This window comes from Bacteroides caecicola, assembly GCF_023337095.1.
GTDB classification, from domain to species: Bacteria; Bacteroidota; Bacteroidia; order Bacteroidales; family Bacteroidaceae; genus Phocaeicola; species Phocaeicola gallinarum.
This window is the reverse complement of the sequence record NZ_JAMBLM010000002.1, coordinates 225,419-251,813: the sequence shown is the minus strand read 5'-3', so window position 1 is coordinate 251,813 and position 26,395 is coordinate 225,419. Positions and strand designations below refer to the sequence as shown.

Genomic DNA, 26,395 nt, shown 5'->3' with positions numbered 1-26,395 from the left:
GTCAGACGGTCTGAAATTTCTACCCGAAAAGTCAGTCAACTCTTCGGGTAGAAACAGACAGTTTATCCCATAGGACACCTTAACGCTAACGGAAGCGTTTGGGGGTGTAAAAAGGCAAGCGTATTTTACCTATATTTGACGGTTGAACAATAGAATTCAACCAATATTGGAAGCAAAGGCTGTTTCGGGCAATGACTTGAAGCAGCCTTTATTGTTTTCTATTAGTTGGATATCCCGACAAATGAATATATATTTGTCAGGAGGAAGTTTCCGGTTGGGCTGAACCGGGTGTGGAGCTGTATCGACATTAATGGATTGACGCTATGGAAAATAAGAAAAGCTACGTTGGCTGTTGGATATTGATGCTGTTCATGTTGGCGGCAGGCAAAGTCTGTGCGCAGGCAGACGAGTTTGCTACATGGAGTATGGTGAGACTTAATCATCAGCTTCGGAATGACTTAAGACTGTCGGGTGCCGTGGAGTTTCGTTCGAAAGATGATTTGAAGATGGCAGACCGCTGGGGAGGAGAAATCGGTTTGATGTACACCGTATTGTCGTGGCTGAAGGTGGAAGGAGTGTACGAGGTTCATTATCGCAACTTGGGTGAAGACAAAGGGTGGAAATTCCGTCATCGCTATAACTTGGGAGCGCAGGGAACGGTAGGTTGTGGAAACTTTAAGGTCTCTTTGCGCGAACGCTTCCAGCAAACCTTTTCCGGAGGCGAAGTGGAAAACCGTTTGCGTTCTCGCCTGAAAATAAGTTATGCACTTGACAAGCCGAAACTGAGCCTTTATTTTGCTCCTGAACTGTATCAACCGATAGGCGACCGTGCTTTTTTCCGGGTAGCCCGGATGCGCTATCGTCCGGGAGTGGAAATAACATGTTCGAAACGTTGTGCGCTGGATGTGTTCTATTGTCGCCAGTATGAGTCGGACAACTCAAGAAACATATTTGGAGTGGAGGTAAAGGTGGCGTTGTAATAAAACAATGAAAAAACACGGATTCTGCCGTGGTGTAAGTGCGGAGACAAGCCCTGCTACCATCGTCGGAATCCGTGTTTATGTGTGTTGGAAGATATATTTATTTGATTTCAAATTCCTCTTTCATATCCAGCTCTTCTCCGTTCATGTCGTAGAATTTATATTGTAAGAAAGCCAAATTCTGATTGGGAATAATCTTGATACCGAATCCATACTTCATCTGCCATTTGCGTTTCAGTGACACCAGTCCCTGATTGACAAAAGCAGCTACATAAGGATGGATGTGTAAGGTAAATTTCTTCACTTTCAGTTTGTTAACCATATAGTCAATCTTACTTTCCAATGTATCTGTAAATAGGATAGACGGTTTGATTTTTCCTTTACCGAAGCAAGTAGGACAGTCTTCGTCGGTTGTGACATCCATAGCCGGACGCACACGTTGGCGTGTTATTTGCATCAGTCCGAACTTACTTAAGGGGAGTATGTTGTGTTTGGCCCGGTCTTTTTGCATGTTCTGACACATGCGTTCGTAAAGTTTCTGACGGTTTTCCGCGAGGTTCATGTCGATAAAATCCACAACAATGATTCCCCCCATGTCTCTCAGGCGCAGTTGACGTGCTAATTCGTCGGCAGCTCCCAAGTTGACATCGAGTGCGTTAGCCTCCTGCCCGTTGGCAGATTTAGAACGGTTGCCGCTGTTTACATCTACTACGTGAAGCGCTTCGGTATGTTCGATGATGAGGTACGCTCCACTCTTGTAAGAAACGGTTTTTCCGAACGATGATTTGATTTGTTTGGTAATACCGAAATTGTCGAAAATAGGAAGTTGCCCCGTGTAGCGTTTTACGATGCCCACCCGTTCGGGTGCAATGAGCGCTACATAATCTCTTACTTCATTGTAAACGTTTTCTTCGTTTACATAAATATTTTCGTACGAAGGATTAAACAAGTCGCGTAACATAGCAACCGTGCGGCTTGTTTCTTCGTATACCAAAGTAGGCATTTTGGTTGCCTTTTGTGCTTTGGTAATGGTTTCTTCCCAATGTCTCAGCAATACTTTCAGTTCGGCATCCAGTTCGGCTACTCGTTTTCCTTCGGCTACGGTACGTACGATGATTCCAAAGTTTTTGGGTTTGATACTTTGTAATAACTGTTTGAGGCGTGCCCGTTCTGCGCTTGATTTGATTTTCTGCGAAACAGAAACCTTATCGTTAAACGGGATAAGTACCAGATAGCGTCCGGCAAATGAGAGTTCGCACGTCAGGCGCGGTCCTTTTGTCGATATAGGTTCTTTTACGATTTGTACGATTACTTCCTGCCCTTGCTTAAGAACGTTTGATATGGTGCCGTCTTTTTCTATGTCGGGCATAATGGAAGCCTTCGCGATAGGTTGTAACTTCTTACGGTCGCTGATGACCTGTTTCAGATACTTTTGGTAAGAATGAAATTGTGGTCCTAAATCTAAGTAGTGAAGAAAAGCGTCTTTTTCGAAGCCCACATCCACGAAGCAGGCATTAAGTCCGGGCATAAGTTTTTTAACCCTTCCCAAGTACATGTTCCCTACGGTGAAAGAAAGATTTCGTTCTTCTTTTTGAAATTCTACCAAGTTCTTATCTTCCATAAGTGCGATAGATATTTCTTTGGGCTGTACGTCTACTACCAATTCGCTTGTCACTTGATTACTTAGTTTGTTTAGGTTGTTAAATGATAAAAATTCACCACAGGTTACTCAGATTTGGAAAATCAGTCGTTCGCGATAATCCGGTAATCTATGGTGTAAAAATCCCAATACACAAAGAACAAACCTGAAAGACTATTGAGAAGCGCTTTGCAAGTTTGTTCTTTATTGAAGTCAGACAGACTAACAATTATTTTTTGCTTTTATGTCTGTTCTTTCTTAGTCTTTTTTTACGTTTGTGAGTGGACATTTTATGTCTTTTTCTTTTCTTTCCGCTTGGCATAGCTTCAAAATTTTATAGGGTTAATACTTAAGTTAATTATTTTTTTACTGAAAGAGTAAACGTTTTTGCCGGTTTAAAAGCCGGGATATTGTGTTCCGGGATGATGATTGTGGTATTTTTGGAGATATTACGTGCGGTTTTCTGCGCTCTCTTTTTCACGATAAAACTACCGAAACCACGAAGATATACGTTTTCGTCGTTTGAAAGAGATTCTTTCACCGATTCCATAAATGCTTCCAATGTGGTTAGCACCGTTTGTTTGTCAATCCCTGTGTTTTTAGCAATTTCGTTTACGATATCTGCTTTAGTCATTTCGCTAAATAATTATTGTTATACGTTATCTTAATTTTTTGGTCTGCAAATATATAGCTTTTCTCGTTCTTTAGAAAATATATTGCAAACATTTTTTCGAGAAAGTATTTCCGGCATTTTAAAAACATCTATTTTTGCAGAAATGTTTTGAAATGGGTGAATTTGCTGATAAACTGATAGATTGGTACGATGAGCATAAACGCGATTTACCGTGGCGGAGAGTGAAAGACCCGTATCGGATATGGATTTCTGAAATCATTCTTCAGCAGACGAGGGTTGCTCAGGGGTATGATTATTATTGCCGTTTTATAGAGCGTTTTCCGGATGTGGATACATTGGCAGATGCACACGAAGACGAGGTGATGAAATATTGGCAGGGATTGGGATATTACTCGCGGGCAAGAAACCTGCATGAGGCGGCAAAGTCGATTGTGAAGCAGGGAGGATTCCCCACCACATACGCCGGAGTGCGCAGCCTGAAAGGGGTAGGCGATTACACGGCGGCGGCTGTTTGCTCGTTTGCTTACGATATGCCTTGTGCGGCGGTCGACGGGAATGTGTATCGGGTATTGGCAAGGTACTTGGGGGTTGACGAACCGATTGATACCGCAAGAGGCAAAAAACTCTTTGCGGCTTTGGCTGAAGAGTTGCTCGACAAGCATCGGCCTGCGCTTTATAATCAGGCGATAATGGATTTCGGAGCTTTGCAGTGTGTGCCTGTTGCTCCGCAGTGTGCCGACTGCCCGTTGGTCGACAGTTGTGTGGCGTTTCGGCAGGGAAAAATCAACATGCTGCCGTGTAAGCAGCACCGGACGAAAGTTACTGCACGTTATTTTATTTATTTATATGTACGCGCGGGGGAATATACTTTTATTCGCAGGCGTGGAGCGGGTGATATCTGGCAGAATTTATACGAGGTTCCTTTGATAGAGACCGCGGGTGAAATAAGTGAAGAAGCACTGTTGGCGTTGCCTGAATTTGCTGATTTGTTTGCCGGATGCCAGCCCGAAAGTGTAAGGCTGTTAAGGAAGAAAGAAAAACATGTGCTATCCCACCGTGTGATTTATGCCGATTTTTATGAAATCATTTTGAAAGATGACATTCGGGTTTTATCCGACTACCGGTGTGTGAGTGAAACCGATTTGTACAAATTTCCGATGTCGCGTTTGTTATCTCGTTTTTTTTCTTTATTTTTGACACCTGATTAAAAGTTTGATTCATGTCATTGAATAAAGTACAATTAATAGGAAATGTAGGGAAAGACCCTGAAGTAAGATATTTGGATAATCATGTGGCTGTGGCTACTTTTCCGTTGGCTACTACCGAAAAAGGATATACGCTGGCTAACGGGACGCAAGTGCCCGAACGTACGGAGTGGCACAACATCGTGCTGTGGCGCGGCTTGGCGGAAGTGGCGGAAAAGTATGTACATAAAGGCGATAAACTTTATATAGAGGGAAAAATCCGCTCGCGCTCTTACGACGACCAAAACGGAATTAAACGTTACGTGGTAGAAATATTTGGCGATAACATGGAAATGCTCTCTTCGCGCCCGGCTCAGGCTGGAACTACTCCGCCTGCTCAACCGGTGCAAACGCCTCAGGCATCTCCGCAGCCCAATAGTGCGGCAGACGATTTGCCGTTTTAACCGGAAGATGAAGAGCGCGCACTTGTTTCCGCCGTTCTTCATCGGATTTATTGTTTAACTAAATTTTTATTCATTGGACCCTGATTCGTATTTATCCTGCGTGGCCTCTTTGGGTCACGGCATTGTTGTAGCCACTCCCTCCGTCGGAGCTGTTGTGGCGTTGGTGTTATCTTTGTTGCTGCTTTGTATTTCTGGCTTTGTTTCTGCTTCAGAAATAGCTTTCTTTTCGCTTTCTCCTTCCGATTTGAATGATGTAGAAGAAGAAAATCATCCTGCCGATAAGCGTGTAAAGGCGTTGTTGACCAATTCAGACCGGTTAGAAGCAACCATCGTCTTGTCGAATAATTTTGTGAATGTGGCAATAATCATGCTACTTAATTATTTCTTTGTCAGTGTGGTTGATTTCGGCGAAATGCGTGTCCTCGGTTTTGTTTCTGTCACGGTTATCCTTGTCTTTTTGCTTTTGGTCTTTGGCGAAATCATGCCTCGCATCTATTCCGCGCAACATGCTTTGCGCTTTTGCAGGAAGTGGGCTGCTGTGATGAGCGTGTTATGTTCGCTGTTCCGCCCGTTGTCTAATTTGCTGGCACATTCATCATTGGTTGCCAATAAATTCTCCCAACGGAAGAAAACAAACCTGTCGGTCGACGAGCTTTCACAGGCTTTGGAGTTGACCGATAAAAATGAAATCTCTGAAGAAAGTAACATGTTAGAGGGGATTATCCGTTTTGGTGAAGAAACGGCTAAGGAGGTGATGACCTCGCGGCTCGACATGGTAGACTTGGATATTGAAACTCCGTTCTCTAAAGTCTTGCGTTGCATTGTCGATAATGCTTATTCACGCATACCCGTTTACGAAGACACACGCGATAACATCAAGGGGATTCTTTACATCAAAGACCTTTTGCCTTACCTTGATAAAGACGACACGTTCCGCTGGCAAAAGTTGATTCGTCCGGCATTTTTCGTACCCGAAACCAAGATGATTGACGACCTGCTGCGCGATTTTCAAGCCAACAAGATACACATTGCGATTGTGGTCGATGAGTTTGGCGGAACGTCGGGCATTGTAACGATGGAAGATATCATCGAGGAAATCGTAGGAGAGATTAATGACGAGTACGACGAAGAAGAGTCTACTTACGTCAAAATAGCCGACGATACTTATATATTCGAAGCCAAGACCTTGCTTTCCGATTTTTACAAGATACTGAAAGTAGATGCCGATGTTTTCGAAGAAGCGGCAGGCGATGCCGATACCGTGGCAGGACTGCTTTTGGAGTTGAAAGGCGAGTTCCCCGCCCTGCATGAGGTTATTAACTTCCGTAATTACCGTTTCGAGGTGCTCGAAATGAATGCGCGCCGCATTCTGAAAGTAAAAGTAACGGTATGTTCCGGAGAGCCGGAGGATAAAAAAGAGGAATAAGATGCCGCTGCTGAAGAAATGGACCGACGGGGGAGCGACGTGGGGCATCTGGCAGGTGACGGAGAGCTTCGACGAGCTGGCGGATTCGTTTTGCGATGCCGGAGCATGGCGTGCGGAAATGATGGCGTTAGGCTCACCCGTGCGCCGCATGGAGCGGACTGCTGTCCGGGTGTTGTTGCGCGAACTGACGGGCAGCGAGCTGATCATCAGCCATCACCCGTCGGGAAAACCTTACGTAGAAGGTGCATCTTTTCTGATAAGTGTCTCGCATACAAAGGGGTATGTCGCCATAGGCATACATCCCACCCGCGAGCCGGGAATCGACATTGAGCAATACGGCGAGCGGGTAAACCGCGTGGCTTCGCGCTTTATGCACCCCACGGAACTGTCTGCCTGCGAGGGAGCGGACCATTCCACGCGCCTTTACATGCTTTTACTCCATTGGTCGGCAAAAGAAACCCTTTATAAGATAATCGGTTGCGAGGAAGTCGATTTTTCGGAACATTTGCGTATCCACGCTTTCCGTTTGCAGCAGTCGGGCACGTTTGCGGCAGAAGAATATCGTACGGAACACCCGCAACGTTTCACGGTGCATTACCTTACCCATCCCGACTTTGTATGTACGTGGGCTTTAAAATAGCAAACCCGCATAAAAATTATGAAAACAAATTTTTATGCGGGTTCATTTTGCTTGGTAGCCCGTGGGGGAATCGAACCCCCCTTTCAAGAATGAAAATCTTGCGTCCTAACCGATAGACGAACGGGCCATCCTTATTATTGCATCGACTGACAGCCTGATGCTGAATTGTGTTTGATGTAGCCCGTGGGGGAATCGAACCCCCCTTTCAAGAATGAAAATCTTGCGTCCTAACCGATAGACGAACGGGCCATCCTAAGCTCGTGATGAGGTATTTCTCAAACACGGGTGCAAAGGTACGCATTATTTTCGGATTTGCAAATTTTACAGCATATTTTTTACATCTTTCCGTACAAAAAAGTTCCAAAAGCCTATTTTCCGGTCTGTTTTGCATCCTTAAAAATTCTACCGTATATGTTATGTAACGCATCCGTATGCGTTGGTCTGCACATGCGGATGCGTTAGCTAACATATACGGATGCGTTTTTGGGGGTAATAGATGCTTGTTATTTGAATCGCTTCTAAACAGGGTTTTCTCATGAAAAATTTATTATTAAACAAACGTATATTTATTAATTTTGGTAATTTTGTAAAGATATAATTATGGTTAATATGAAGAAAGAATATATAAGACCTACCGTCTTTTTTTTACCCATAGCAAAGTTCTTGTCGGATGAAGATTGGAAGCAAATGGGTGATGAAGAATTGTCGGACCTCCATCGGGAGGGTATACAACAGAGATTGGATAGTACGTATGTGGCAAATACAGAGGTAGTACTAAGGCGGATATTGGATGAGTGGGTATTGGTGCCTGTTAATGAATTGGCAACCTCTCGAAACGGTTTTTTTACTTTGAACAACAGTAGCCGCTATCTGTGGGAACAGTTTCAAGAACCTGTTACTTTGCGTGGTGTGGTAAACAAAATGCTTGGCTCTTTCGAAGTTAAGAGCGAAGCTGCTGAGCGCGATGTGTTGAGATTTATAGATGAATATTTGATGTATAATTTAATAAAAAAGGTATTATAATGGATGTAATGAAAGAAAGATGGGAAGCTCCTCGTACAGTGTACGAGGGTTTTGTGGTTGACCAGTATGTAACTGCGTGTGAAGTAACGGGAGAATGGAGGCCGAAACCGGATGCAGAACCTTATCCTTCAAGTGCTAAGTTTGCATTGGATAGAAATAATAATGGGAGGGCTGAAGATAGTGAAATAAAAGATTTTGTGACTACTAATGCTGCTGATCAGCCTATTACAGATATATCTTATTGGGGATGGGAAATAATAGGAACTGGAGGTAATAGTTATGTAAATGAGGCTAATCGTTTTAGACTTTTCCAGACTAAGCAGAATCGTAATCAGTATTTAGCTTACGGAGAAGAGTGGGTAACCGACAAGAATCTTTCGTAATTATAATGGAATAATACTGTCTAAATGTTCGCCATGAATGTAGGGGCGTATTGCATACGCCCTGAATGCGTTAGCTTATCCACGTGGATGATTTCGGGCGTATGCGATACGCCCCTACACTGTTAATTGCGGACATTTATTTTTTCTTCCGCTTTCTCCTTATGGCTCTCAATGAATTTCCCCGGCGTCATGCCGAATTGTTTTTGGAAGCACTTGCTGAAGTACGACGGGTTATTAAAACCTATCATGTAGCTTACCTCACTGATGTGGTATTTGTTTTCCAACAAGAGCGAAGCCGCCTTCTTCAGCCGGATTAACTGAATCATCTCGTTGGGCGTCAGGTTTGCCAATCCTTTAATTTTGGCAAAGAGCGCCGAACGGCTGATATACAGTTGCTCGGCAAGGAAGTCGATCGACAGGTTGGGGCTGTCGAGGTTTTCCTCTATCAGTTGGTTCATGCGGGTGAGGAACTTTTCATCCTCTTGGTTTCGGGCAATGGAACTGATAGGTACGGTAGGCATCGACGAGAACTTCTTGCGTAGCTGCATACGCAGGTCGAGCAGGTTCTTGATACACGCCTCAAGGTATTGCAGTGAGAACGGTTTTTCGATGTATGCGTCTGCTCCGCAATTCATACCCTCGGTTTTCGAAGCATTATCGGTTTTCGCCGTCAGCAGGATAAAGGGAATGTGGTTGCTGAGCTGGTCGTTTCGCACGGCTTTACAGAACTCTACTCCGTCCATGTTCGGCATCATCCAGTCGCTTACGATAAGCGATACCTCTTGCTCCTTCAGCCGTTCCAAAGCCTCAACACCATCGTTCGCAGTTATAATGGTGTAGTTCGGTTGCAGGCTGTCGGAGAGGAACCGTATCATGTCTTCATTGTCTTCTGCTATCAGTATGACAGGTAATTTCCGGTTCGATTGTCCCGCCGACTGTTCGGGCAGTATGTCTTCCGGCAGATTACTGCTATCCGTTTGTTCCGAATCATTCAGTTCGGCATTCTTTTGCCTTACGGGAAGGATGACACGGAACGAAGACCCCTTGTCGGTTTCCGATTTCACCTCAATCCGTCCGTGATGCGCTTCCACAATACCTTTTACGATGCTTAACCCGATACCCGTTCCCGGCTTGTTGTCGGCAGCTTGGTAGAAAGGCTGGAAAATGAGTTTCAACTCTTCCGGCTTCATGCCCCGTCCGTCATCGTTAACGCTGATAGAAAACGTTTGCTGTCCGGGTTGCGTTTCAAACAAGATGTCTATCCGGCTGTGCGTATACTTGTTGGCATTGGTCAGCAAGTTGCTCAGCACTTTGGTTACAGCTTCGCGGTCGATGTCGGCACGGAAGTTGTCGTCAGGATAAGTCACTGTAAAAGTCACACCGTGTTGCTCCATCGAGGGACGGAAACGTTCGCATACCGCCTCCATGATGTCTTTGATGTTTTGCGACACAAAGCGCATTTTCATTTCGTTTTGTTCCACTTTGCGGAAGTCGAGCAACTGATTCACCAAGAACAATAACCGCTGACTGTTTCGGTCGATGATGTCAAGGTCTTTTCGCACTTCGGCAGACAGGTTGGGCGTAGACTGCATGACCTTTTCCAGCGGACCGATGATGAGCGAAACAGGTGTACGTATCTCGTGGGCTATCATCGTAAAGAACTTGATTTTAGCTTCGTGCATTTCTTTTTCTTTCCGGATGTTCAGTTCATCGATGGCTTTGGCATGTTTTTTATCGCTGCGCCGCACGATGTATCGGATAAACAGCCCCAGCGCGAGGAAGGATAACAGGAAGTACGCCACCTTAAAAGGCAGTGAGAGGTAGAACGGAGGATGTATCACGATGCGTATCGAAGTGCCCTCCTCGTTCCACACATTGTCATTGTTTGCAGCCTTTACCCGGAAGCGGTAAGTCCCCGCAGGCAGGTTGGTATACGTCGTACTGTTTTGCGAGCCAACGAAGTTCCAGTCTTTGTCAAATCCTTCCAGCTTATAAGCATACTGGTTCTTTTGAGGCGTACAGTAACTCAAAGCCGCATACTTCAGTGTAATAACATTGTCTTTATACGAGAGATGGATTTCGTCCAAGCGGTCGAGCGAAGCAGGCAGTATACCTCCCTTTTCCGGCTTGATGGCGTGATTGAATATCTCCAGTCCGGTTAAAACAACAGCAGGCGGCTGGGTGTTTTGTTTCAATTTTCCGGGTGTAAACCGGTTGAACCCGTTTATGCTGCCCACATAGATGTCGCCGTTTCTTGCTTTCAAAGCCGAAGCCGAAATAAACGCCTCGCTTTGCAGTCCGTCGCTTCGGGTAAAGACTTGCTTCGTCCCTTCTCCGGGAACGTATTTTACCAGCCCTTTAGCAGTAGTCAGCCACAACGCACCTTCTTCCTCTACCATTGCGTTAATATATTCGTTCGGAATGTTTAATAACTGTCGGGAAAAATAGTCTTTGCTCGGTTGATACAGGTACAATCCTTCGGCAGTAGCCACCCACAGTCTGCTTTTCCTGTCTATGTGTAAATGATTGATGGTGGGATTGTCAAATCCCTCTTTGGTTCCATATTGTTTCCATTTGCCGGTTTCAGGCTGGTAGCGGAATAGACCGTGTCCTTGTGTCGCTATCCATAAATACCCTTGCGGGTCTTCGGCTATTTCGATAACCATCGAACCGATGTTTTTTACGCAAACAAAACTGTCTTTCTCACGGTCGTATCGGCAAAGTTTTTCCAGCGAACCTGCCCAAATTCTTTTCCGGCTGTCTTTGAATATGGTATATATGCTGACGCTTTCGTTTCCGTCATAGCTCCTGATAGCCCCCGTTTTCAGGTTTAACACACGCACAGGCTTCGTATATGTTCCTATCCAAAGCTCATCACCGTCAAGGCATAAGCCGTGAACATTGTCCTTGTCAAACGCTGCCCTTCCCCGGAAATCTTCAAACTTGCGAGTAGCAGGCGAGAAGCAGCTTAGTCCGCCATCGTCCGAAGCAATCCATATTTTCCCGTTTTTATCTTCGCAAAAACGACTGATGACTTTCCCTTGAAAAAGCGGATTATCGTCTGACAGTGAATATCCTTCAAACTGTCCGCTGTAAGGGGGCAAATAGTTGATTCCGTTATAAAATGTTCCTAACCACACCCCTCCTTCGCGGTCTTTTAAGATGGGGTAAATAAATTTGCCGGATAAAGCCGAAGTATCTTCTCCGTAGTAAGGATAAAATGTGCTTTCTTCGGTGGTAAGGTTAAAGACAGTCAGTCCGTCGTCTGAACCGATGAATAAGATGTCAGGGGTATAAGACGCTATCGAATGAATATGAAACGCTCCTTTTCCGTTTTGAGGTGGGATGTAGCGAGTGGTTCTTCCGCTTTCCCGATCAATTTTCCAAAGTCCCTGCTTCCACGTCCCTGCCCAAAGGTTTCCCGTCGGGTCCTCCCATAACGCCATAGCATAAAAGTTGCCGTCGTCAGCACCATGTAAAGGAAAAGCCTCAAATTGGTTTGTCTGGCTGTTTAATTTGTATAAACCTTTCCGGCTCGAAGCCCACAGAATCCCTTTTTGATCACAAAGAAAGCGAAGAACAACACTGTCATTCTTCGGAAAAGCATAATGAGTGAGTTGTTCCGACTGTGTATCGTAGCAGAATACGCCTTGCCCACGTGATGCAATCCAAACACGATTGTTTCTATCGCAGATGATATGGTCTATCCATGCATGTATGCTGATGCTGTCTGCTGTTTCTTTCCGGAATGTTGTGATTTCGTTTTTCTTCTGGTTGTAAATATAAACCCCATAATCGGTGCCAAACCAAAGTTCGTCTGCATTCACTTCACATAAGTTTTGGATTAAGTTGGTTTGCAGTTCCGGGTAATACGGGTTCCCTTTTTGGATATATGTAAATGTAGTTCCGTCAAAACAGTTCAGTCCTCCGTCTGTAGCCATCCAGATATATCCTTTTTGGTCTTGCAGAATATCGGATACGGTGTTCGATGACAGACCATTTTCTATATTATAATGCCTGAACTGAAATTGATTGGGAAGAACAGTTCCTGTTGTTGCAAGGAGATTCAGCCAAATAATCAGCAAACAGATAAATAATCTTGTTACCATAATATTAGTTTAAAAAGAAAGTTTGCGTATTGTGTGTTGGAAAGCGGGCGCAAGTTACAAAAATATTTATTCCTTGCTTAAATTTTATTCAAAAATTTCTGAAAGGGCAAAGCCGGACGGAAAAATGTCGGATATATCTTTTGGGGCATATTATGCGGTTTTTTTGCTGGTAAAATCATCCAAAACGATAATAAAAAAGTCCAATACCGCCCTCAGAAGCCTTGTAGAGCAGGTGCAGTTGTCAATAATTCCGACTATTTTCTTACAAGTATGGACTATCTTTTTATTGTTTGGATAGGTTTCCGCTTAAATTTGCGATAGTGGAAATCAAAAAAAATTATAATATGAAAAACAATCTATTAATTTTGTTAGGTGGGCTTATGGTAATGGGAACTGCTTCTTGCAGCAAACCGACTTATACGCAGCCGGATGCTCCGATAGAAGAAGTACCGTTTACGCAAGTGCATATCAACGACCACTTCTGGTCGCCACGCATTGAGATTAACCGTACGGTGTCTATTCCTTCGGCATTCAAAGAATGTGAGAAAAATGGTCGCTTCGATAATTTTGCCATTGCCGGAGGACTGAAAAAAGGCGAACATCGGGGAGACTTTTCTTTCGATGATACCGACCCTTATAAGGTTATAGAAGGCGCATCCTACTCGCTTGCCGTAAAGTATGATGCAAAGCTGGACCACTATTTAGACAGTGTGATTACGATTATCGCCTCAGCCCAAGAGCCCGACGGCTATCTTACCACGTGTGTAACGAATAAGTGTTATCGGCTGTCAGGCTGGTGGGGACGCTCCAAATGGGAGAAGATAAACAGCCACGAACTATATAACAGCGGGCATTTGTATGAAGCTGCCGTAGCCCATTTCCGAGCTACGGGAAAGCGTTCGCTGCTTGATGTTGCCATAAAGAATGCCGATTTGGTTTGCAAGGTGTTTGGTCCTAACGAAGGTCAGAAGCATGTGCCGTCGGGACATCCCATCGTTGAAATGGCGCTCTGTAAGCTGTATAAAGTAACGGGTGATAAGAAATACCTCGACATGGCGAAATATTTTGTAGAAGAAACCGGGCGTGGAACCGACGGACACAAACTGAGCGAATACAGTCAAGACCATAAACCCATTCTGCAACAAGATGAAATAGTAGGCCATGCCGTACGTGCCGGATACCTGTATTCGGGCGTGGCAGATGTAGCTGCCTTGACAAACGATACGGCATATTTCCATGCGCTGACCCGCTTGTGGGATAATCTTGTAAGCAAAAAGTTGTATATCACCGGCGGAATGGGGTCACGTGCGCAGGGCGAGGGATTCGGACCTAACTACGAACTCCAGAACCACACGGCGTATTGTGAGACCTGTGCTTCCATAGCCAACGTGTATTGGAATTATCGCATGTTTCTCGCTACGGGCGAATCCAAATATATAGATGTATTGGAACGTGCATTGTATAATGGCGTCATATCCGGCGTATCGCTAAGCGGCGACAAGTTCTTTTACGATAATCCACTGGAGTCAATGGGTGAGCATGAACGCCAGCGCTGGTTCGGCTGTGCCTGCTGTCCGGGAAACGTAACCCGCTTCATGGCTTCTGTTCCTAACTATGCGTATGCCACTCAGCAGAACGATATCTATGTAAATCTTTACATACAGGGTACTGCCGAAATGCAGACAGCCGATAACAAGGTGACGCTGGAACAAACCACCAATTACCCGTGGGACGGAAAGATTGCCATCAAGGTTACTCCTGAAAAAGAAGGTAAGTTTGCTATTCGCTTACGTATCCCCGGATGGTTGCAGAATGCGCCGGTAGCTTCCGACCTCTATGCCTATACCGATAGTCCGAAAGCATATACATTGAAGGTTAACGGTTCTTCGGCAAATGCTGCCGAAGGCGACGGTTACGAAACCATAGAACGTACGTGGAAAGCAGGCGACGTAATCGAACTGACCTTACCGATGGAAGTGCGTCGCATCAAGGCTAATGACGCGGTAGAAGTAGACCGTGGCATGTTGGCACTCGAACGCGGACCGATAATGTTCTGCCTCGAAGGAAAAGACCAGCCCGACAGTACGGTGTTCAATAAGTTCATTACTCCTGATACGAAGATAGAGGCAGCTTTCGATGCCGATTTGCTGAACGGCGTAATGGTATTGAGCGGAGCGGCAAAAGAAGTAGAGCGAGACGGGACGGTGAAAGACGTAACGTTTAAGGCTATTCCGTATTCTACATGGAATAACCGCGGTGCCGACCAGATGGAAGTATGGATTCCCGAAGCAAAAGAATATGCTACGCCGACTCCTGAACCTACCATCGCTTCGAAAGCCAAGACGTTTACCATTCAGGCTCCCATCCAGAAAGATGCTCCCGAATCGGCATCCATTATCTCGTATGCATGGGGAGTAAATGACCAATGGGAACCCAAACGCTCATCCGACACATCGAAACCCTATCATTACTGGTGGCTGAAAGAAGGAACGGAAGAAACACTCGCATACGAGTTTGATAAACCTTATACTGTATCAAACGTGCAGGTGTATTGGCTGGATTTCGACCACTACGATGGTAATTTCCGTGTTCCGCAAAGCTGGAAACTCTATTACAAGGCTGGTAATACATGGAAGGAAGTAGAGGCACAAAATGAGTACGGGGTGAAGAAAGATTGTTATAACAGCCTCGACTTCAAACCTGTTACAACAACGGGCTTAAAAATTGCCGCTCAGTTACAGAAGGGGGAATCGGGCGGTATCATTGAATGGAAAGTAAACTGACAGGAAGTTAAGTAAACTAATTAAGAATGAAATGTCCGCGCTCAGCTCTTTGAGTGCGGGCATTTTTTCGTATGTGATTAGCGGTTGCTATTTATCGGCAGCAACAAGCAGGCGGGTTTGCGTCAATTCTTTCTTTTTGTTTGCTATTTCTTCTTTTACCAATCCTATGCCTTGCGCGTACCATTGGGTGATGTATTGAGTTTGCGGAAGGTAAAGAACGTTTGCCTTGATTTTGTAAGAAACCTTCAAGCAGTCGAATGTTCCGGCGGGTACTGTCACTTTTTCAAAACCTTCATATTTCCCGTTGCTTAAATCGAAAGACACTTTCATGTAGTCCATCTTGAGCGAGTACCGTCCGTCGGGAATTTTTTCCCCTTTGGCAGCATCGGCTTTTAGCGGAATGGCGATGGCTCCTTTTTGATGTTCGGCGTTGGCTAACTGCTCATCAAAATCCTTGTTGCTTTTCGTTGCGCTGTTTTGATAACTGTCTAATTCCTTTTTTAAGTTCTTCATGGTTTCCACGCCCCATTTCTCATCAATAAGGATGCGGTTTGTCACCCCGTTCGGTTCATAGACAAATTTCACCGTATTATATCCTTCATAAAAACTTTTTTGTTTTTGGGCAGCAGGGTTACACAGCGTTTGCTCTACCCATGTATAATCTCCTTTGCGGTTAACGTTTGAAACAGTAACCGTATCAATGCGGGTTTCATTTGTTTCGCGGTTCGAGTTGACATACACTAAAGTCGCATTTTTGTTTAGGTTGCAAAACTGGGCTTTTCCCATCAAGGGGAAGAACGAAATAGCCAGAACGTAAAAAATCTTTTTCATAAATAGTAAGATTGAAGTGTCGAGGCAAAAATAAGGGAAATAAATTAAAAAAAAAATATTATAATTACTTTTTTGTTAATTAAATAACCGTTTCAAGCATAGAATACTCTATTGCGTGAAACGGTTATTCTTCTTTTTTCTTTAAAGCAGAGCCGGATTTATCTGCTTGATTTACATATATTTCTTATTCCTCTATATAGAGGCAATATTTCTATGGGATGAACGCCCCTGTTCTACCGCATGAATTACCTCTTTCTATGGGCAAGGTTTAAGTGTTCTACCGCAAATGTTTTGAAGGGGTAAATGATGGGCTTTTTAGGGGTGTGGGTTGTTTTTTCTTTTTTAGTTAATATTGTTATAATATTGGTAATTGAATATACATGTTTTGTCAAATAGCTTGTAGGGGCGTATCGCATACGCACTGATGTGCGGGCGTATTTTGTGGGTGTTTTCGGGCGTATGCGATACGCCCCTACATGATTGTATGAAGTAACCCCATTATGTCTATGGGATGAATTTGTGTGTTCTACCGCATGAATTTTTAAGGGTGCATGATACTATCTTTGACAAGATTGTTCCTTTTCTTTTATATATCTTTGATATTTTCTTTTTTTATAAATTTACACATGGTTTCGGAATCATTGGTGTCTTTATACATTCTATATATTAAACCTCTGTAGTAGTTCTTACTCTCACATAATTCTTTAAAGAAATCATATTTTTTTAGTTTGTCGGCATATTTTTTTACTTTTTCATTTGTAGCGTGCTCATCATAATGAGCTATCTGATTAATAAGATAACAGAATAATTCATCGTTATTCATTTGAGCTTGGATAAGTTGTATATATTTCTTTTTTGTGTAGTTATCTAAAACCTTTTTTTCTTGATCTGTAACAGTGGTTACTTCATGGTATATGTATTTAAAAAAGTTTTTGAAATCAACGGAAACTTCATTTTTAATAACCTTTTCATTGAAATGTTTCCAAAACTCCAAAACAGTTTGATTGCCTTTTTGAGCAAATTCTTCTTTACATCTTGTAAAAACATTTTTTTCACACCAAAAACTATTACTATGACTTATAACTCTTGCACGAAGTGTATTGTGTTGTGCAAATATTTGAGTAAATGTAGCATCGAATGAAGCCCTACGTGATGCATTGACTTGTCCTCTGAAAGCTTTGTATGCTAAATATATTGAAATTAAAGCACAAATAGCGGCACCCCAAGTAGCAATACTGCCTGCCAAAGTAGCAATGCTGCCTACCCAAGTAGCATGGCAGGTTGATATATCAGTTGAGAGAGTTAACCAATCAATAATAGGACATGTTGAGCAACAAATAAAGTGGATTAACCAACCAATAATAAAAATAAGCCAATCAATGCAAAGGATATTAGTTATTATCATATTTGTAAAAGTTTAAATTTATTGTGCTGATATAAAGCGCAAACATAAAGCAAAAGGTTGTTTTTCAGCAACCTCTTGCTTTATCAGTTTGGCTGAATCGTTTATATTTCACCTAATCATTCATAAGAAACACTCTTCCAGTTATAATTTCTCCATGAGTAAGTTACTTCTCCGTGTATGTCTTCCACCCGTCCTACCTGATAGCTGTTTCTTTGAGCGATGGTAAGGTCTATATTCAACGTTTGCGAGCTACTCGGACCGAAGGCATGGTTGCTTACAGTGATGCTTGCGGGGGCTACCAATTCCACTTTAACTAATGACGGGCAGTCTCCGAAGGCATATTGTTCTAACCGGGTGGCTTTGGGCAGGCGAACCCTTGTTAGCGCATCGCAATAACGGAATGCGGAAAGCCCTACATCTGTAACCTCCGGCAATTCTATTTCCGTTAGTGCCGAACAGCCATCAAACGCCATGTCGCCAATGATGGTGGCTTTGGGTAGCGAGAGGGATGTCAGTGCCGTACATGAACAGAATTGGGCAGTGTTGGTACGTTTCTCGGCATCGGTAGGAGCAATTTCTCCCACGGCCGTCAGTTCGGGGAGGCTTACGGTAGTCAGCGAAGTACAGTTGTAAAACGCCATGCTGCCAATGGATGTAAGCAGTTGGAAGTTGACCTCTTTCAGTGCCGTCCCGTAGAATCCGCAACGTTCGAGGGTGGTTAGTTGAGGCATATCTGCCATTTCTAATGCGGAACATTTCTGGAAAGCGTATTCGATAACGGTTTGTACTCCCGGAGCGGTGACTTTAGTCAGTAATGTGTTTTCATAGAAAGCGTAGCTGCCTATGGCTTGTACTTCTTCCGACAATATGATTTCCTGTATTTGGGAGTCGTTTGCATAGAAAGCTTTTTCCGGTACTCCTTTCAGCCCGTTGACCAAAGGCCATCCCGTTACGCCGCTCAAGTCGAGCAATTCAACGGGGATGCCTGAGAACGGCGTGCTTTCGCCAAGAGCCAGTGCAGCATAATCGCCGTTGAAAGTGAAGCGGGTAACTCCGGCGGCGGAAGCGTCGGCTATGGCTTGTATTACCTGTTCGTTTGTAGCTCCCGTAAGGTCGACGGTTGCCTCGTTGCCGTTTATCTCGGCTATGGAAATGCTGACCGTAACGGCGCAAGTGGCACTGACTTCTCCTATTGCGGCTGTCACTGTCGCATTTCCTGCGGCAACGGCAGTTAGCAGCCCTTCTTCCGTAACCGTGACAATGCTTTCGTCAGAAGTAGTCCATGTAATCTCCGTGTAGGTGGCATCTTCCGGCATGACCTGTGCGGTGAGTTGGGCAGTTTCTCCGATTTGGGTCAGCGTAACTTCAGCAGGCGAAATTTCAATGCTTTCTACCTCGATGCTCTCATCCGCTACGGTTACGCTGCACGTAGCGCTTATTTCTCCGACTGAGACGGTTAGGGTTGCGTTACCTTCGGCAACGGCAGTTACCAATCCATCTTGTGTGACTGTGGCGATGCTTTCATCCGATGAAGTCCATGTCATTTCCGTATAGGTAGCATCTTCGGGCATGATTTTAACGGTGAGTTGGGCAGTTTCCCCGATTTGGGTCAGCGTAACTTCGGCAGGTGAAATCTCAATGCTTTCAATCTCGATGCGCTCCGCCGTGACAGTTACATTACACGTAGCGCTTTTGCTTCCCGCCGTTACGGTAATTACAGCCGTACCTTCGGCTACGGCGGTTACAGTTCCGTCTTGCGAAACCGTTGCCACCGCTTCGTCAGACGAAGCCCAAGTTCCGCTTTTCACACTTGCATTTTCAGGTAAAATGGTCAGCGTAAGACGTTCGGTATCTCCTATAACCATATTAATAGATTCGGGTGAGACTGTTACGCTGGTCACTTCTACGTTAGGAGTCTCCGGTTCGTCTTCCGAGTCAGAACATGCAATCATCCCAAGCGGGATTGCCAAGAACATTAGTTTCAGTAAAAAGTTTTTCATGTTTTAGGGGGTTTAAAATTAATATGTATTTATGTGTTAATTTGCTCAAATAAACGAAATCTAATCTTCTTTTTAGTCACCCTAAAGGATGATTTATGTGCACGGTGTTTGTTTATCTCGTTATTTTGAGCTTTTTGAGGCGACTTTTCGTCATAATAAAATATTTATATTAAATTTGTACACACAATACTAATGACAACACAACGATGAATCTACTTTATTTGCGATGCGTGATGCTTCTGTTCTTTACCGTTTGTCTCCCGGTATGTATGATGAGGGCAGAAAAGGTGCTTACAGATACTTTGCTGATGCGCCTTTACGACAAGGCCGCTGCACTGATGGGAGAAAGTATGTACGACTCGGCACAATATTTCTTCGATAAAGCGTTTGCCACGCCCGGCGTAGAGCAGTCTCCGGTTTACCCCATCCTGCTGAACGAACAAGCCACACTGTTTATCTACCGTGGCGAAAATGAGAAAGGGTTTGACATGAAGCTAAGCGTACTTCCTTACCTCTCTCAAGTAACCGATTTGGAAAAACACATCAGCGTATATAACGATTTGGGAATCCTTTACCGCCGCAGGCACATGCAAGATTCCGCACTCTATTGTTATAATAAAGCCCTCGATGCCGCATTGAAATACGGCGATGCCGGATGGCTTGCCCATCTGAACCAAAATCTTAGCGTGTTATATTTTAATATCAAGCGTTTTGCCGATGCCGAAGCGTGTATAGACCGGGCATTGGAACAGGTATTGAAAACCGATGACCGGTATGTAACGTTTGGCGTTTGGCAGGTAAGAGCGAGTATCAAGTCGGAAGTGGGGAAAACTGATGAGGCGGGAATGTCTATCCGTCAGGCGTGGAAGCTGGCTTGTGCCGACGGAGGAAATCCCGTATGGCAAATGAGATGTATGCCCGGACTGTTTCAGTATTTCAGAGACACAGGCGAAAACGATTCCATCAACTACTATTTGGAATGCGGAAACCGTTTGCTTCCGGAGCTTCCCGAATCATCTATTCCGGTGGTGGGGTTCATTCAGGCACGGGCAAAGATTCAACTGAACAGGAAACAATATGCCGATGCGTTGCGCGATTTTCATTGGTTGAGGGCTAAATCTGCAGGAACAGATTTTCATACGATGTACGAAGCGATGGCGCGGTGTTACAAAGGAATCGGTATGGAAGAAAAGGCTTTTGCTTATATGGATAGTGCGCGGATGTGGACCGACTCGTTGGTAGTGAAGAATCTGGCAGAACAGATGGCTCAGTTTGAAGCGAAGTACCGCGCTCAAGAACGCGAATTGGAAATATCGGCACTGCGGAGGCAGGCACTCGAAACGGAGGCTCGAACCTTGAAGATGGGTATCGGTGCATCGGTCTTGCTGCTTTTAGTGGTAGGGGTATTGGGTATGATGCGCCACAAACAAAAAGTAACTGCACGCCGTCTGAAGGAATTGAAGCAGGAAAAAGAGCTGGTGTCGGCACAACGGTATATCGAAGGGCTGGAGGTGGAATGTAAACGTTTTGCCTGCGAACTACACGATGGCATAGCCAATGAACTGTTAGGTTTGCAGCTCAGGGTCGCTTCGGCTTCGGACGGACTTTCGGCTGCGGAATTGTCGGAATCCATCGGGCGATTGCGTGGAGAAGTTCGTGCCATTTCGCACGAGCTGATGCCTCCCGAATTTGAACGGATGAGTTTCGATGATATACTGTCCCGCTATGCCGATGTAGTGACTCACGATACGGGTTGCAAGGTGGTGTATCGCGCTTCCCCTGCGGATGCGGGCAGCAACATTCCCCCGCAGACGGCTTACGAGTTATACCGCATCGTGCAGGAACTTGCCATGAACTCCATACGGCATGGCGGCGCAACGCGGGTCGACATCCGTTTAATCGGCAATGCCGGAGAAGCTTATCGGCTGGAGGTAACGGATAACGGAACGGCGAAACCTGCGGGCGGTGACGGTATCGGACTCCGTACGGTTGGCGAGCGGGTGAAAGCCATTCACGGAACATTCGAAAAAGGCGAAACAGGCGAGGGAGGACATGGATGTATTTTGACTTTTAACATGAATGAAAATGAACAACGGGATTGAGGCATATCGGGTTTTGGTTATCGACGATCATCCTATCGTGTGTGAAGGGTTGAGAGGACTGATAGCGCAAAAAGAGAATACCTTATGTGTGGGCGTATCGGATAAGAAATCGCTGGAAGCATCGTTTGCCGGGCGGTTCGATTTGTATATTACAGATTTGGAGTTTCCGGATGTCGATATGGGAAAATTGGTTATTCGGTTGCGAAATCATGCGCCCCGGTGCAGCATCCTTGTTTATACCATGCACGATGAACCGTGGGTGGCGGCTAAGTTGTCGGATTGGGATATTGATGGAGCCGTTTCCAAAAATTCGGATATAAACGAACTTCATCTTGCCATTGCCGCATTGCGTGAGGGAAGAAGGTATTTCGACACGGCATTGGCTCCGTGTCGGTCGTTGAGCCCTTTTGCTGTTCCTGATTTCTCACGGCGCGAAAAAGAGGTGTTGGATTGCCTTGCACGGGGAATGAATACAGCCGAGATAGCAGATTCTCTTTTCATAAGTCCCAATACGGTGAAAACACATCGCAGGCACTTGATGGAGAAATTTGATGCCAAGAACGTGGCTCAGTTGATTGCTAAATGGAAACGCTGGTCGCTCTGACGGCGTATATCACGTTTTACGCATAGCTGTGCATTCCGCCCATGATAAAGTTTACGCCGAAATAAGTAATCAGTACGCTTGCGAAAGCGATAACACAGAACCAATGGAAGAACATCGGACGGCGGAAAAACGGAAGCGATGCCGGATGAAGTGCAGAGGCATAGATAAGCATAGTGATAAGTGCCCAGACTTCTTTAGGGTCCCATCCCCAGTAGCGTCCCCACGAAACGTTTGCCCATACCGCGCCGATAAAGATACCGAGGGCAAGGCAGCAGACTGCAGGATAGAGTAATAACCGACTGATAACTTCCAGACGCGCTATCTGTTCGGTACAGTCATGATGTGAGCGGCTAAGCAAGAGAGCGGTAATTCCGTTCATCATGGCAAAGGCAAGCAGAGAGTAAGCTATCATGATGGTTACTACATGGATGCTCAGCAGGGGAGAAGCCAGTACGGGCATCAGTTGGGTTATCGGCGGATTGGCTTCGCCGAGCATCGAAACCAATAACGCAAGTCCGCCGAGCATGTATCCGAAAGCTATGACAGCCTCAAAGCGTCGGCAGCAAATGAAAGTCAGCAGAATAACACAGACAGCCATGAATTGCATCGTCTCGAATCCGTTGGACAGCGGAAGGTGGCCGCTTACGTATCCCCGTAGGCAGATTACAGCCAGCAAGTACACTCCGATGCCTCCCAGCAAAGCAAGCAGCACCGTTCGGAGTATTGGATTTATGCGCTTGCGCCGGCTCATGCTGCGGCAGCAGAGTATAAATGAAATAATACCTATTGAGAGGCAAACCATTGCAACCGGACGGGTATGGCGGAGCATGTTGTATAGTTTTTCAGCTTTGAACTTTAGAGGCGAAGGCAATATGTCTGCCGCTTCTTTCTCTTGGTATTTTTTTATTTTCCCGATGAAGAAAAGGGCCTGCTTGTTATTGTTTCGGATGATTTGTTCGGCTATCAGACCGATGCTTTTCCTGATGAAAAGCCATTGGTCGGGAGTCATGCCCTGCGGTTGTTGGTCTACCATCGAAATCCAAGTCATTGGTCCGTTGTTGGTCGGGCGGTAAGGATAAATTTTAAAGAGACTGCCCGTTGCCGCCATGCTGATGAGGTTGAATTTTTCGTCGGCTTCTTTGGCTCCTCTGAGGGCAGGTGCATTGCTTCTTCGCGTTTCTTTCAGTTTGTAACCTTCTTTGCCTATAAAGTCGGTAAGTCGGGCATATCCGGTTATTCCCAACCGCTGTTGTACATCTTTGCTTTTGATGCGGATTATCGGCTCGTTTTTCCAGTCGTCATAATAAAACAACCATCCGGTCAGCACTTGTTCGGCTGTCAGCCCTTTATAAACACTTTTTCCATACAGTTTCATCGTAAAGTCGCGTGCCAGTGTCTGGAGCGGGCAAATACGGTCGTTGTAATATACATACAGGTTACCGAAAGCATCGGCTACGTTTGGCGGCAATACGTTGGGGCGATTCGTTTCGGCAGATACCGCGGGGAGACATCCGAGCACGATTATCGTTGCCGTTACCGTTCCTTTCCGAAGCAACGGATGGCGGAGCAGTTTACGGAATCCACTGTCGGGTACGAAGAAAAACAATAAAAAACTGAGGGTAAGCAGAGCATAGCCTGCGTAAGTGATGCCTATCCCGTAAGGGTCGTGCGATACGGCAAGAGTTACTCCGTTCCCATCAGGGTCGTATGCCGACTGGTAGAAACGGTAGTGACGGTAAGTGTAGATGTTGTTCATCGAAACCGTTCCGTTGTCGTCGAGGCTGCCGTCGGTCACCGTCAGTTGGCTTACGTAGTCCATCGGAGCTTGGGTACCGGGATAGTAATCTATACGGAAACCGTTCAGCTTTATTCGGAAGGGAAGTGGAATACTGTCGCCTTTTTCGTCACAAAACATCTGTTGCGCAGGGGAATTTATGCGCAAATGAATATTGCCTTGCCTGCCGAATAAAAACGTAACCATTGCACCGGTCAGGATAAGAGCCAGCGACAAGTGAAGCGAAAAGGTTATGGGAAAACGGTACAGTTTGCGTTTCAGTGTGTAGGCAATGCCTGCAACGGCCGCTATTCCCCACAGGCCGACAAAGCCGTAAGAGTGGTAAATGTAGCGTGAAGAAAACGATGTGCCGTACAGTTTTTCGAGTATGGTGGCGGTAATAAGAACGACAAGCAGAATGCCGATACCTCCGAAGCTGACTATTTTCAGTAGTTTCATGTCTTTATGGGTTGGGAAATAAAGCACGGATTCACAGCCTCGCGCTTGAGTATCCGGAAAAAGATTCAAACTTGGCTTTGCAATCCGTGCTTGTGAAGAAGAGCTAACCTTTATATTCTGTGTAATAGCGTTTTAAACGAGGCGGAATATTCCTCAAAATTCTACCCGTAGGACAAGGGAGTCCTATGGGTAGAACCGTTGGACTTAACGGTTAGAATTACGTAACGCAAGCGGTAGCGTTTTTCAAGCCAATCCGCCTCCGTTCCGCCTTAGATGGAATCAATGAATTTAATGATGGCATCGCGGTCTTCCTTCGACAGCTTGCGGAAATTCTGAGTCGTCTCATACGCATCGCTTTGAGGATTCGTTCCGTGCCACATAATAGCCTCAAGCGTGGTGCGTGCGCGGCAGTCATGCAAGCGGTCGGCATATTCAGCCCCGGTACATTTCTGGTGCAGTCCGCGTCCCCACAGCGGAGTAGTCCGGCACCATCCCGTGCGGATGTCGTTCACCATAAACAGCCGATGTTGAACCATGTCGGTATAAGGCCAGATTTTCTGATGCGGATACCGGGGAAGTTCGTTTGCCCTGTCGCCAACGAAGAACCGTGCCGGGTCGCGTATTTCATCCTCTCCGGTAGTCCAGCTCGGCTTATGGCAATACGTACATCCGATTTGTTCGAATAATTCTTTTCCCTTCAAAACCGTTTCATCGTTTACATTACGTGCCGCCGGAACAGCAAGTCCTCTGTGCCAAACCATCAGGTCGATGTATTCTTGGTCGGTAATTTCAATGTCAAGCTCTTTCGAATTAAGATAAGCCTTGATGTTTGCCTCTTCGTTATATGTGCCGTCAGAGTTGGTCGTATGCCAGTCGGGGTGCGTATGGTCAGGGTCGATGTTCTCGATGTAATTCCGGAATCCCGCCTGTACTTCCGGGTCTTTCGAAGAATAGTCGGCATACGTTCCGGCAGCGTCTAAATAATGGAAACGCCGGTCGCTGCGGGTAACGTTCGTAATGTTCCAAAACGCATTGGCTCCGGCAGCATCCTGTAACGGACCTCGGCTCAGTGCATACGTGTAACGGTACGGGTATTTCGTTCCGTCGCCTCCCTGTGTGGTATTGGCATACTGTCCCACCCATTCGCCGTTGGCAAAGATTGCCGGATTAAGCGTTACGCCTGCCTGTTCCTGTTTCGTATATTCCGCTTTCAAATCTTCATCGGAAATGGCATCAAGCAATCCGGTTCCATAAATACCGATGGTCGACTCCAAACGCACTTCATAGTTGCCCACGTCGTATCCCTTGTTGGCAACATAAATGGCGCTTTTCGGGATGGTAACCTCCGGATAGCGGAGCTGGTAAGTCTCGCCGTCGTCAAACTTGTTTCCATACGAGTCAGTATACTCATGCCATGTAATCTGTATTTGTGACTCATCGAGCGGTTCCTTAAACGGAGCCACGGCTTTGGTTTGCGGCATCCCCGACAGCCAAGATACGTATGCGTTGGTTTCGGGATTGTAAACCACCAGCAGATATCCGTTCCCTATTTCGTTTGTATTAAATGAACCCGAAGGCTGGCTCTTTCCGTGTCCGTATCCCGGATGGCAGTGCATACAGGAACTGCGGATATAAAGCGGTCCTAACCCGTGACGTACGCCATCGACATTTGCCATAAAAGGCTTTTCGAACAACTGCTCGCCTCGGTTGAAAGAAGCTGTAAAGCCACCCTGATCGACTGCGGGTGTAGGTTGCTCGAAAGCTACGGAAGTAACGTCGGTCGAAGTACCCAATTCGCCTCCGGTGTAATACCATTCGGGCAATTCGGTTTCAGAGTCTCCTCCTGCCGGGTTGTCCGTCCCCGTCTCGTCATCGCTGCAAGCAGCCAGACTGCCACATAACAGGGTTGTCATTAAGAAATAGTAATGTTTTTTCATACCGTAAAGTTAGTTTTG

18 protein-coding genes and 2 tRNA genes are annotated in these 26,395 nt (G+C 45.5%); 10 read left to right on the top strand and 10 right to left on the bottom strand.

Going from position 1 to position 26,395, the window contains the following annotated elements; translation table 11 throughout:
- Positions 1–323 precede the first annotated feature (323 nt).
- On the top strand, positions 324–980 hold the full coding sequence (locus tag M3085_RS02770) for a DUF2490 domain-containing protein (RefSeq protein WP_178256096.1): 657 nt from the start codon (positions 324–326) through the stop codon (positions 978–980).
- A 100-nt stretch (positions 981–1,080) separates the two neighbouring features.
- Here M3085_RS02770 and M3085_RS02765 read toward each other — a convergent pair whose 3' ends face one another.
- On the bottom strand, positions 1,081–2,655 hold the full coding sequence (locus tag M3085_RS02765) for a ribonuclease E/G (RefSeq protein ID WP_178256095.1): 1,575 nt from the start codon (positions 2,653–2,655) through the stop codon (positions 1,081–1,083).
- A gap of 322 nt (positions 2,656–2,977) precedes the next feature.
- Complete coding sequence (locus M3085_RS02760) at positions 2,978–3,253, bottom strand: HU family DNA-binding protein (RefSeq protein ID WP_191710371.1); 276 nt, start codon at positions 3,251–3,253, stop codon at positions 2,978–2,980.
- Positions 3,254–3,405: 152 nt separating this feature from the next.
- Here M3085_RS02760 and mutY point away from each other — a divergent pair, with 152 nt between their 5' ends.
- The 4 genes from mutY (at position 3,406) to M3085_RS02740 (ending at position 6,967) form a co-directional block, all read left to right on the top strand.
- Complete coding sequence (gene mutY, locus M3085_RS02755) at positions 3,406–4,461, top strand: A/G-specific adenine glycosylase (protein WP_204500132.1); 1,056 nt, start codon at positions 3,406–3,408, stop codon at positions 4,459–4,461.
- A gap of 11 nt (positions 4,462–4,472) precedes the next feature.
- Positions 4,473–4,901: a single-stranded DNA-binding protein gene (locus M3085_RS02750; RefSeq protein WP_191710373.1), complete on the top strand. Its 429-nt coding sequence runs from the start codon at positions 4,473–4,475 to the stop codon at positions 4,899–4,901.
- A gap of 73 nt (positions 4,902–4,974) precedes the next feature.
- A complete protein-coding gene (gene gldE, locus M3085_RS02745; protein WP_178256240.1) occupies positions 4,975–6,327 on the top strand; it encodes a gliding motility-associated protein GldE in 1,353 nt (450 codons plus the stop codon).
- Between the two features lies 1 nt (position 6,328).
- Positions 6,329–6,967 (top strand): 4'-phosphopantetheinyl transferase family protein, encoded by a 639-nt coding sequence (locus M3085_RS02740; RefSeq protein ID WP_249052230.1) that lies wholly within the window; start codon positions 6,329–6,331, stop codon positions 6,965–6,967.
- A 52-nt stretch (positions 6,968–7,019) separates the two neighbouring features.
- Here M3085_RS02740 and M3085_RS02735 read toward each other — a convergent pair.
- Both M3085_RS02735 and M3085_RS02730 read right to left on the bottom strand, forming a co-directional pair.
- Positions 7,020–7,094 (bottom strand) — tRNA-Glu (locus M3085_RS02735).
- 50 nt (positions 7,095–7,144) lie between these two features.
- A tRNA-Glu gene (locus M3085_RS02730) sits at positions 7,145–7,216 on the bottom strand.
- A 360-nt stretch (positions 7,217–7,576) separates the two neighbouring features.
- Here M3085_RS02730 and M3085_RS02725 point away from each other — a divergent pair.
- Complete coding sequence (locus M3085_RS02725; RefSeq protein WP_249052229.1) at positions 7,577–7,990, top strand: PqqD family protein; 414 nt, start codon at positions 7,577–7,579, stop codon at positions 7,988–7,990.
- Positions 7,990–8,373 (top strand): hypothetical protein, encoded by a 384-nt coding sequence (locus tag M3085_RS02720; RefSeq protein WP_249052228.1) that lies wholly within the window; start codon positions 7,990–7,992, stop codon positions 8,371–8,373. The genes M3085_RS02725 and M3085_RS02720 overlap by 1 nt, the downstream gene beginning before the upstream one ends.
- Before the next feature lie 122 nt (positions 8,374–8,495).
- Here the strand turns inward: M3085_RS02720 and M3085_RS02715 are convergent, their stop codons facing one another.
- Positions 8,496–12,482 carry a hybrid sensor histidine kinase/response regulator transcription factor gene (locus tag M3085_RS02715; RefSeq protein ID WP_249052227.1) on the bottom strand — a complete coding sequence of 1,329 codons (3,987 nt, stop codon included), beginning with the start codon at positions 12,480–12,482 and terminating at the stop codon, positions 8,496–8,498.
- A 344-nt stretch (positions 12,483–12,826) separates the two neighbouring features.
- Here M3085_RS02715 and M3085_RS02710 point away from each other — a divergent pair, with 344 nt between their 5' ends.
- Entirely contained in the window at positions 12,827–15,265 is a 2,439-nt protein-coding gene (locus tag M3085_RS02710) for a glycoside hydrolase family 127 protein (protein ID WP_191710376.1), read from the top strand.
- 87 nt (positions 15,266–15,352) lie between these two features.
- Here the strand turns inward: M3085_RS02710 and M3085_RS02705 are convergent, their stop codons facing one another.
- The 3 genes from M3085_RS02705 to M3085_RS02695 form a co-directional block, all read right to left on the bottom strand.
- Positions 15,353–16,096, bottom strand: coding sequence for a hypothetical protein (locus tag M3085_RS02705; protein ID WP_191710377.1), 744 nt, complete (start codon positions 16,094–16,096; stop codon positions 15,353–15,355).
- Positions 16,097–16,682: 586 nt separating this feature from the next.
- Positions 16,683–17,501, bottom strand: coding sequence for a putative phage abortive infection protein (locus tag M3085_RS02700; protein WP_191710378.1), 819 nt, complete (start codon positions 17,499–17,501; stop codon positions 16,683–16,685).
- Positions 17,502–17,617: 116 nt separating this feature from the next.
- Positions 17,618–19,501: an Ig-like domain-containing protein gene (locus M3085_RS02695; protein WP_249052226.1), complete on the bottom strand. Its 1,884-nt coding sequence runs from the start codon at positions 19,499–19,501 to the stop codon at positions 17,618–17,620.
- A 206-nt stretch (positions 19,502–19,707) separates the two neighbouring features.
- Between M3085_RS02695 and M3085_RS02690 the strand changes: the two genes are divergently transcribed.
- Positions 19,708–21,603: a tetratricopeptide repeat-containing sensor histidine kinase gene (locus M3085_RS02690; RefSeq protein ID WP_249052225.1), complete on the top strand. Its 1,896-nt coding sequence runs from the start codon at positions 19,708–19,710 to the stop codon at positions 21,601–21,603.
- Positions 21,587–22,207 (top strand): LuxR C-terminal-related transcriptional regulator, encoded by a 621-nt coding sequence (locus tag M3085_RS02685; protein ID WP_249052224.1) that lies wholly within the window; start codon positions 21,587–21,589, stop codon positions 22,205–22,207. The genes M3085_RS02690 and M3085_RS02685 overlap by 17 nt, the downstream gene beginning before the upstream one ends.
- Before the next feature lie 16 nt (positions 22,208–22,223).
- Here the strand turns inward: M3085_RS02685 and ccsA are convergent, their stop codons facing one another.
- The gene (ccsA, locus tag M3085_RS13885; protein WP_317239266.1) at positions 22,224–24,440 is read right to left on the bottom strand and encodes a cytochrome c biogenesis protein CcsA; all 2,217 of its coding nucleotides are present in this window, start codon (positions 24,438–24,440) and stop codon (positions 22,224–22,226) included.
- Positions 24,441–24,709: 269 nt separating this feature from the next.
- A complete protein-coding gene (locus M3085_RS02670; protein ID WP_178256767.1) occupies positions 24,710–26,377 on the bottom strand; it encodes a di-heme oxidoredictase family protein in 1,668 nt (555 codons plus the stop codon).
- Positions 26,378–26,395 lie beyond the last annotated feature (18 nt).